This is a genomic window from Bacteriovorax sp. DB6_IX (assembly GCF_000447775.1).
Classification (GTDB): Bacteria; Bdellovibrionota; Bacteriovoracia; order Bacteriovoracales; family Bacteriovoracaceae; genus Halobacteriovorax_A.
Genome location: NZ_AUNJ01000350.1, coordinates 1 through 8,546, shown reverse-complemented (window position 1 = coordinate 8,546; position 8,546 = coordinate 1). Strand labels below are relative to the sequence as shown.

11 protein-coding genes are annotated in these 8,546 nt (G+C 38.3%); 7 read left to right on the top strand and 4 right to left on the bottom strand.

The window, feature by feature from the left end:
- The 3 genes from M901_RS10810 to M901_RS10800 form a co-directional block, all read right to left on the bottom strand.
- Positions 1–796: restriction endonuclease (locus tag M901_RS10810; RefSeq protein ID WP_021278226.1), on the bottom strand; the 796-nt coding region annotated here is incomplete at its 3' end.
- A 12-nt stretch (positions 797–808) separates the two neighbouring features.
- Positions 809–1,399, bottom strand: a complete 591-nt coding sequence (locus tag M901_RS10805) for an AAA family ATPase (RefSeq protein WP_021278235.1) — start codon at positions 1,397–1,399, stop codon at positions 809–811.
- Between the two features lie 10 nt (positions 1,400–1,409).
- Positions 1,410–2,771: an MBL fold metallo-hydrolase RNA specificity domain-containing protein gene (locus M901_RS10800; RefSeq protein WP_021278233.1), complete on the bottom strand. Its 1,362-nt coding sequence runs from the start codon at positions 2,769–2,771 to the stop codon at positions 1,410–1,412.
- Positions 2,772–2,968: 197 nt separating this feature from the next.
- Here M901_RS10800 and M901_RS10795 point away from each other — a divergent pair, with 197 nt between their 5' ends.
- Positions 2,969–3,604 carry a hypothetical protein gene (locus tag M901_RS10795; protein WP_021278231.1) on the top strand — a complete coding sequence of 212 codons (636 nt, stop codon included), beginning with the start codon at positions 2,969–2,971 and terminating at the stop codon, positions 3,602–3,604.
- 88 nt (positions 3,605–3,692) lie between these two features.
- Positions 3,693–5,174, top strand: coding sequence for a hypothetical protein (locus M901_RS10790; protein ID WP_021278227.1), 1,482 nt, complete (start codon positions 3,693–3,695; stop codon positions 5,172–5,174).
- A 52-nt stretch (positions 5,175–5,226) separates the two neighbouring features.
- Here the strand turns inward: M901_RS10790 and M901_RS10785 are convergent, their stop codons facing one another.
- Positions 5,227–5,622: a hypothetical protein gene (locus tag M901_RS10785; RefSeq protein ID WP_021278228.1), complete on the bottom strand. Its 396-nt coding sequence runs from the start codon at positions 5,620–5,622 to the stop codon at positions 5,227–5,229.
- 178 nt (positions 5,623–5,800) lie between these two features.
- On the opposite strand from M901_RS10785, the gene M901_RS10780 reads away from it, so the two are divergent.
- The 5 genes from M901_RS10780 to M901_RS10760 all read left to right on the top strand — a co-directional run.
- On the top strand, positions 5,801–7,189 hold the full coding sequence (locus tag M901_RS10780; RefSeq protein WP_021278230.1) for a carboxyl transferase domain-containing protein: 1,389 nt from the start codon (positions 5,801–5,803) through the stop codon (positions 7,187–7,189).
- 8 nt (positions 7,190–7,197) lie between these two features.
- Complete coding sequence (locus M901_RS10775; protein WP_021278234.1) at positions 7,198–7,446, top strand: acyl carrier protein; 249 nt, start codon at positions 7,198–7,200, stop codon at positions 7,444–7,446.
- Entirely contained in the window at positions 7,443–7,880 is a 438-nt protein-coding gene (locus M901_RS10770; RefSeq protein ID WP_021278229.1) for a hypothetical protein, read from the top strand. The genes M901_RS10775 and M901_RS10770 overlap by 4 nt, the downstream gene beginning before the upstream one ends.
- A 2-nt stretch (positions 7,881–7,882) precedes the next feature.
- Positions 7,883–8,335, top strand: coding sequence for an NAD(P)-dependent oxidoreductase (locus M901_RS10765; protein ID WP_034721791.1), 453 nt, complete (start codon positions 7,883–7,885; stop codon positions 8,333–8,335).
- 22 nt (positions 8,336–8,357) lie between these two features.
- The coding region (locus tag M901_RS10760) for a hypothetical protein (RefSeq protein ID WP_021278236.1) at positions 8,358–8,546 on the top strand (189 nt) is incomplete at its 3' end.

Here is an 8,546-nt window from a genome sequence, read left to right as displayed (position 1 = left end):
CTCTTTGAATAGCATTAATTTCTTTATTGTTTAAATCTCGCTGAGCAAGCATAGTAATATTTTCTTTGAGTTGCTTGATAACAACAATACCCTTATCAAGTAAATAATTCGCATCACGCTTACGAAGAGATTTTAAACAGGTAATAGGGTAGATCTTATAGCGAATAATATGATCAACAAAAGTATTCTTCTTCGGGTAATTCATCGAAAAGAGTTTGATATTCACTCCCTCTGCATAGGTAATAGCATCTTTTGAAAAAGTAGTATTAGAAAAAATAGCATAAGCATTATATGAGCTTTTTCCATGTTCTTCTAAAATGTCCAGAAAGCGACTGTGGATATAAAGAGGGACTTTGACATGACTTTTTCCCGTATTCTTATTATGAAACTTACACTCACAGAGTAAACTGACATCGTCACGTTTTGCGACGACATCAACTTCATGGGAGACATACTTGCCTTTTATGATTTTTCCAACTTCGGTCTTAAAACCCTTCTTTGCAAGCATCTGGGCGCAGAGAACTTCGAAAGGGTAGCCTGTTGGACCTAATTCGTAGATTGCGCGAACAAGGTGATAGTTTGCAGCAAGAACTTTTGATTTCTTGGCAAGGGACTGTCTTGCAAGTTTGAAGACTTGATTACTGGTTGTTCCATCTTTTAGCTTCGGGCTAATCTCATCGATAATATCATTACACATAGAATATGAGGCACCAGACTTTTTAAGACTTTCTTTGAGCTTGACTAGATCAAAGGGCTCATAATCCTGACATCTCTTTCTAATGGAAAAGTTCTTCATTATAAAGATTTCCTAATCGTTAGTAAGTTTTTGATGAATGACATTTTCAATTGTCATAATTCCAAACATAATCTTCTTTATAAAGGACTCTGAGCTACTGACAAAGTGATAGTTTGGATGGCGTGACCAAATTGATTGTAATTTCTTATCAAGGTCTATGGCCTGTTGGGCCGTTTCGTTTCTTACCGGATTATTACTATTGATATCTTTGCCACTACTTGCCGCCGTTTCAAAGAATATTACGGCATCGTATTTCATCAGTTCGTCCTCAAAGTTTGAATCGACGATTTCAAAGAATTCGTGCTCCTGTCCCGGCCAATAAGCAAGGCCATCGATTGTTCCTCTATCACAGATAAGGAGTTTATTAGGATTGGCCTTTTCTTGAATTTCTTCGAGATTCTTTTGCAACTCAAAAATTGTTTTCTGAGTGACTTTGAGAGTTTCGTTATCACATGTTCTGCTAATACCACCTTGGAAGAGAACAGTTGCGGCTTCTGGAACTACGGCCACCTGTTCTTGGAGCTCTCTTCTAAAAAGATCTAGTGCTGTCGTTTTTCCACCGCCTGGACCACCTGTGATTACGACTTTGATTCTCTTTTTCATATATATACCTCTAAATTTCTATTTCTTTATTTTCTACTGCAATTGTTGTTTTACAATTAAATTTTTCATCAATATAGGTCTTAAAATTTTCAACAGTTTCTTTTTCTCCATGCATGAGATAGAGATTTGTTGGCCCGGACTCGATTGACTTAATCCAAGTTTCAAGCTCGAGCTTATCAGCATGGGCCGAAAGGGTGTGTAGATGATGAACTTTTGCTCGAATAGGAAGCTTGCCACTTTTGGTTTTTACGATATCTATTCCCTGAGAGATGTCGCGACCAAGAGTTCCTTCGCCTTGAAAGCCAACGAGGACGATGTGATTTCTCTCATTTCTCGCTATCGTGTTAAGATGCTGCAGGACTTTACCTCCCGATAGCATTCCACTAGCGCTAATGATGATACAAGGATGTTGGTCTCTTTCGAGTTTCTTATAATCACTTTGCCATTTTAAAAACTTAGCAATAGAAAAGTAATCTTGCAGCGTATTCTTATCGACTCTTAATTCTCCACTTTCCTGAAGATAGAGATCGGTGACTTTCTTTGTCATCGGGCTATCAATATAGATAGGCAGTTTCAACTCGGGATATTTCTCAAAGAGCATATATAGATGCCTGAGTAGAAGTTGTGTTCTTGCCACTGCAAATGAGGGGATGAGTACTCTTCCATGTGATTTCTGATTGGCCTTGAGAATCTTTGCTAGCTCTTCAACGGGGTCTTCTTTATCGTGGAGTCGATCTCCATAAGTCGTTTCGATAAAGAGGTGATCGACTTTCTTTGGTATATAAGGGGCGTACTCTAGAGGATCATTCATTCTTCCAAGATCACCACTAAAGTAATATGTCATATTATTACTATGTATTTCTAAACTGCTTGCCCCCAAAATATGCCCGGCCTTTCTAAAAGTGAGATCAATCTTTCCAAGAGAAATTTTGTGATCGAAGTCATAGGTTTCAAAACATTCAAGTACCCCGCGAACATCATTCTCATCGTAGAGGGCCTCTCTTTGTTTCTTTAGACTCTTTCTTACTTTCTTATCTCTTTTAAAATCTAAGAAAGATGATTGCTGGATTCTGGCCGAATCCATCATGATTATTTCAGCAAGTTTGCGAGTATTTTTAGTACAGAGTATTTTTCCCTTGAATCCCTGTTTGTAGAGGCGAGGGATCATGCCACAGTGATCGAGGTGGGCATGGGTTAGAAAGAGAAATTGTACTTGAGCTGGATCAAATGAGAAGGGGTTGTAGTTCTTATCTACAATTGACTTAATTCCCTGATACATTCCGCAGTCAATAAGAATCTTCTTATTATCGACTTGGAGATATGTTTTAGAACCTGTAACCGTCTGTGCGGCACCAATAAATTGAACTTTCATGTTCACTACCTCGTCACTACTTTGACTCGTGTTCCTATTAAGAATTAAATTATAGAGGACTCTAGACGATAGGCAAAGTAATTCACTGGTTTTTGCCAATAAAAAGTGCCGCACTAAGGTCATATTCTCTTCTTTATATTTAATAACTTAACTATTTTAATAGCTGGCCAATCCAATTTTTGAGATAATTAAACTCTATGAGAGAGTTAAAAGAGCTAATTGATATTCAAAAGAAGGAGCATATCTCCACAATTTTAAGGCTGGCACTTAGAAATAAGTTTCCTATACATATTTGGCAAAGGGATTCAAAGGTAAGAGAGCGAGCTGATGGGGTTGTGATTAATTTGGATATTGATAAGTCTGTTCTTGAGTTAGAGGCCACTAAAGAGAGCTGTTTTGATGAATTTGAGCTTGGAGAAATCTTTTTCTTTGCTGAGTTTAGAAAGGCCATTTTTAAGGCCCAAGTTCTGAAGATCGGTTCACGAAAAATTAGAATCAGTCTACCTCAGATGATTAAAGTTGAAGAGGCCCGTTGTGAACCACGAGTTAAGTATGGACTAAGAAGCTATCAGTCTCTTGATATCACGACCAAATCTCAAAAGAGTGCAAACTTTATCACAGATCTACAAATGGTCGATAGCTCTAAGGATGGTGTTGGTTTTTTGGCCAGGCCTCTAAAGGTCAACGGTCTTAATATTGGAGATAAGATTTTTACCGAAAGGGCAACGGTGGAAAATATTGAAGGTAGAATTGGTGTTATTCGCAGTATCACTAAACAATCTAATAGTCTTAGTGGAGAGAAACTTCTTAGAATAGGGGTTGAGCTCTTTTAAGACAATCTAAGTTATTGATAATTAATTTGAAACTATAGTTTTTTACGATCTTATCCGATAAGACCAAGGTATTTACTAGGGATTATTTGTGAAAAGATTTAGCATTACTTTATTACTCTTATCAGGTCTTTCTTTAACAAGTTTGTCTTGTTCAAATTTTCATAAGGGGCGAAAGCTTGCTTCTCAAAATGAGCTGACATGTCATGAGTTACTTTCTCATTTTCGTTCAATAGAAGACTTTAAGGCCTATAATAAGTTCAAGAAGTATGCAAAATATAATGATCCTCTTGAGTTTCAAAAGTTTGAAGGACAGGCCTATAAGAAGATTAAATTCTGGGCCGAAACTGGCAATCGCCAAATTAGTGTTCAACAAATGAAGCACAATGGTGCCTTTTCTTCTATTAAAACGGCATTCGATGTAGATTCACCATTTGCTATCGCTCGTCAATTCACCTCTTTAATTTATGAAGCGGAGACATCTTATTTTATTTCAAGACGTGCTTTTAAAGAAGCGGTAGAAATTGAAAAGGTTTTAAAGTTCTTAGATACAGCAGAACAATTAGATGAGGCCCATCGCCAAATCTTAGAAAATTATATGCAGACCAATCTTCTTACCAAGAAGAGTCAGCTGACTAAAAAGGATTTTGACCTCAATTCCAAAAAGCTAAAAAAGAAGCTTGTTAAGGATCTCTCGAATTTAAATGAGATCATGATTACTTATGCTCATAAACTTGCTGATCGCTATGATGAGTACGCTGTGGTGAGAAAGTATATCGAAAAGCAACTGGCCGGTGGAAACCCTAAGGCGTTAGAGGTTCAAGAAAAACTCTCGCCGAAGAAGCTCTTAAGTGGTTGCCATCTTTGTGGAGAGACTGAGAATCTCTTAAGACCAACGATGGAGTCTATGGATGCTCTGGCGAATAAATTGAATATTGTACGTGTGATGCATTTAAAAAAGAGACTGATGCTAGAGAAGTGGTTGACGATTTCCTCTCGTTTACCAACCCAATATGTCTATCAGATTATTGATAAGGTCTTACAGAAGTTTCCATTTCTCAATGACTCGAAATTTAGAAAATGGCTAAGAACTGGTTTCATCGACTTCAAAGATAAGCATCGCTACTTTCCTAATATCGATAGGTTTATTTTCTCTGAATCTGGTGAAGAGGAGTTAGTTCTTCTAATGAGAGATATTGTAGGAACCGAAGGAGATAATTTTCTCGTCACTTTTGCTCGTCGAGTAGATGCCCAAAATGAATGGAAGAAAATCTATAGCTATCTTAAAAATAATCAAAGCCCTGATACAAGAGATGCCAATAATATCCTAAAAGCACAAATGGATAAGGCCTGGGATGAAGCGGTAAAAAGAGGGCCTATGGCCGAGTGGCATAATCCTACCAGTACAGGTGTCATGAGGTTTGTGATAGATCTCTCTTTCTATGTCTCAGGAGCTTATCTGTCTTACAACTATATGGCCATTAGTGAAATTGAAGAAGAGGCCTTGAGCGAAGTAGAGAATTTAGAAGTTGAAAACGAATTAACTGAAACTCTTATTGAGAGGCCATTGTAAGAGGGACGGGTCCCGCAAAAGGACCCGCGTACCTTTTAGCCTTTTAGATATATTATAAGTCTAAGCTTAAGATTTCTACTTCATCACCTAGGTGGTAAAGTGTTTCTTGAATTTCATCAAGAGTTGAGTGGTTTGTGTCTTCTGCTAGAAGAGAGTTGATTTTTCTCTGGGCTTCAAGAAGATCTTTAATGGCCACATCTGTTCCATGGGCCTCTCCCGTTTCTCTTTGAATCTTTTCAATTGTTGAAACTCTCATAAGAAGTTCTTGTACCTGAACTTTCATATCGTCGATACGAATCTTCTTTTGAAGTATCATCCCGGCCTGAATCTTTCCTTCAGTATTCTCAAGTTGTTCTTGTGAAATTGAATATGAGTCATCAGCAGGTGCTTTGGCCATGGCCATGTTAGAACCAATAACTAGTGCAATAAGTAGGATAACGTTTTTCATACAAACCTCTTTGTTCTTTTGTGTGTGTGAATTCAGTATCTCAAATATCGGGGTTAAAAACTCGGTTGTTGTAATAATGTAAAGGGGTGTCCATTTCTTAGACAGTTAAGTGTTTTTGTCGTGTATTTCTCGCTATTTAGAGCATGACAAAAATCCCTAATATTATTAAAATAGAGCTATGGTGAAAAGGAAGTCGCGACGTTTAGGATTAAATCCAATTGGATGGATTGAAGAGTTTTCTGATTCAGGAAAATTTGAATATCTTTATAGTAATGAAGAAGTCTCTGTGATGACAGGAATCGCAAAAGTTCGTGGAGAGCAAGTGGCCTTCTATGCTCACAGACCAAGTGTTAATCAAGGTTTTGTTTGTTCCCGAGGGGCTGATGCTATTGCAGATCTCATTGACCATGCCTTTGAAAAACAAATTCCCATTGTTGCCTTTATGGCATCGCCTGGTGTCTCTGTGGATGAAGGAATCGTTAGTGGCGATCATTATACGAAAGTTATCACGAGAAATATTAAATACTCTGGTGTGATTCCCCAAATCTCTGTGATTATTGGGACGACTATGGGGGCGCCGGCATACTCTGCAACAATGACTGACTTTGTTCTCTTTAACAAGGCCAGGTCAACACTGATGGTGACTGGTCCTGCTGTTATTGAAAAGGTCCTCGGTGAGAAAACGACAATTCGTGAGCTAGGTGGAAGTGAGGTTCACGCAAGTAAAACAGGTATCGCTGATTTTGTTGACAAAGATATCGCGACACAAATCTCTCGTGCTAAGAGACTTGTGAGCTTTCTACCTCAATCAAATATTTCTCATCCTCAAAAGCGTCTTGCTTTACAAGCAAGCGGTGAGGTTCCCGTTATTCCAAGAGAGACAAAAACTCCGTTTGATATTATTGAACTAGTTAATTCAATTGTTGATAACTCTGAGTTTATGAGTTTTAAACATAGTTATGGCCCGAGTCTCTATTGCCTCTTTGCCTATATAGAAGGGCGCCCTGTTGGAATTATGGCCAATAATAGTTTTATCAAGGCAGGTGCCTTAGATTGCGAAAGTGCCTCAAAGTCTTCTCGTTTTCTAAAACTATGTGATGCTTATAATATTCCGATCATTACTTTAATTGATGTTCCCGGTTTTATGCCAGGCTCGGCGCAAGAGCACCATGGTCTTCTGCGTTTTGGTGCACAATTATGTCAGTCGATGCAAACCAATGTTCCAAGATTAAGTGTGGTTGTAAGAAAGTGTTATGGGGCGGCGGCCTTTATCTTGATGCAAACACGTAATCAAGGCGGGGATGTGGTCTTGGCCCTTGAAAATTCACGTGTGGCCATTATGGGACTTGATGGTGCTCATTCGATGCTTGAAGAGCGTGGGATAGAAGTTGATGAGCAAAGTTATTTTGATAAGTATGAAAGGCCTGAGATTGCGCTTGAAAATGGCATTGTTGATGAGATTGTCGCAACCGAAGATATTCGTGAAAGGCTTGCTCACTACTTGTCACTGGCCAAGAATAAAGAAGATTACAATAAACTAGAACAAAGACATTTAATTATACCTTAAGGATGAATATGAGTGATTCCCTAATTAAACTTAGAGAAATTATTACAAATACAGATGATATCTTTACGAGAATCAATGCTTCTGAAATAGAGGCCGCGCATAAGATCCAAGAAGACCTTGGGATAGACTCACTTGGTCTGGTCAATCTCTTCTACGAGATTAGTGATGAGCTTGGGACAGATGATGATGAAGAACTTGCGGCAAGTTGGAAATCAGTGGCGGACATTCTCAACTATATGGATGCAAATCTCTCATGAAGAAAGTGTGTGTCACAAATATTTCTAAAGACCCTCTTTGGAAAATGCCTAAGAGCTATGAAGAACTCTTGCAAAAGAGATTTGCTAATAAGTTTGATTTTCATTTTGTAGAATCAACAAGTGGCCTAAGAGAGAACTTATGTGATTGCCATGGGATTATTGGAATGCCCTTTTCTCAGGGGGCGGTAAGAAAGAATACAAATTTAGAAAATGTCCATTTTTGGACAGCACAAGTTCCTCTTTCTTGGCAAAAGATAGCAGATAAGTCATCTCTTCGCCTATCTTCTTCTAGTGGAGTGAACTCATCTTCAGTTGCTGAACACGGTCTCTTCCTAACTATGAAGGCCCTAAGAGGAGAAGTTGGTAATGAGTCGCTTCGACGTGATGGTTTTCTCATTGCTCAATCACCTAAGAATAAACTCTTGGTATCCTAGGGTTGGGGAATATAGGTGAGCAATATCTAAAGTTAGCTCGATCGCTCTTTGGTAGGGTGATTGCATGTTCAAGATCTGAAAAGAATCTCTCACAGCTCGATCAGTTTTATAGTTTATCTCAACGAACAGACTTCTTTTCTCAGTGTGATTATTTGATCATCTGTCTGCCATTAACAGAGGAGACGATGCCGCTTTTAAAGGACGAGAGTTTCTACAATCAACTAAGAGAGAATGTCGTCATTATCAACTTGGCCCGTGGTGAGCTCTTTGATGAGAATCAATTATGCTCTTTTTTAAAATCCCACAATAAGAGTTGCTATCTCACTGATGTGACATACCCTGAGCCCTATCCTGAAGATGGAGTTTTAAGTCAATTAGATCAAGTTTTTATAACTCCACATATTGGTGGAAGAAGAGAAGATATTTGGAATCTTCTAATAGTAAAGAACAATTAATGAATTGAGAATTGGAAATAATATGAATGAATTTTACCAGCAATTTGAAATGATCTTTGGACCAAGAAAAGGTCTTATTCCTTCAATCCTAGAGGATGATGAGAACTCAAGCTTCCCACGTGAGGCGCAGAGTCTTATCAATCAAGGAATTTTAAGATTTCTAATTCCAATGGAGTTAGGAGGAGAGTTAAAGGGGATCGATCAGCTCTTC